Annotated in this window: 1 protein-coding gene and 1 pseudogene; one reads left to right on the top strand and one right to left on the bottom strand. The window is 70.4% G+C overall.

From position 1 onward, the window contains the following. Positions 1-185, top strand: a pseudogene (locus tag I6F37_RS41285) (dehydratase); the annotation flags it as partial. Positions 186-197: 12 nt separating this feature from the next. On the opposite strand, the gene I6F37_RS41280 reads toward I6F37_RS41285, so the two are convergent. Next, the coding region (locus I6F37_RS41280) for a hypothetical protein (protein ID WP_225154562.1) at positions 198-426 on the bottom strand (229 nt) is incomplete at its 5' end.

Raw genomic sequence — 426 nt, 5'->3', positions numbered from 1 at the left:
GGCCGCGGCCCGTGGTGCCGGGCGACGTCCTCAGCGTGGAGTGGGAGGTTCTCGACGTGCGTGCCTCAACGTCCAAACCCGATCGCGGCACCGCGCGGCTCCGGGTCACGACCCGGAACCAGCGGGACGAGGTCGTCCTCACCCTTATCACCACGATCCTGCTTCCCCGCCGTCCGGGCGTCTGAAGGCCCGGCAAGTCAACGCAGCCGCGGCAGGATGAGGCCGGCGAGCCGCTCGAGCCGGGGCCGGGTCGCTTCGATCGGCTCGTCGCCCCGGGCGTCGAGGGTGAGCTGCACGACGCGGGGACCCGCGTACACGGCCAGCAGACCGAGGCGATTGTACTTGTCGTCCGGCATGGGGATCATGAAAAACGCGTTCTCCCCCACGCCATGCACCGGCACCCTCGGCGCCTTCTCGGCCTTGAAC

This window comes from Bradyrhizobium sp. NBAIM08 (assembly GCF_020193935.1).
Classification (GTDB): Bacteria; Pseudomonadota; Alphaproteobacteria; order Rhizobiales; family Xanthobacteraceae; genus Bradyrhizobium; species Bradyrhizobium yuanmingense.
The sequence above is the reverse complement of the archived record's forward strand: the minus strand, read 5'-3'. Positions and strand labels throughout refer to the sequence as shown.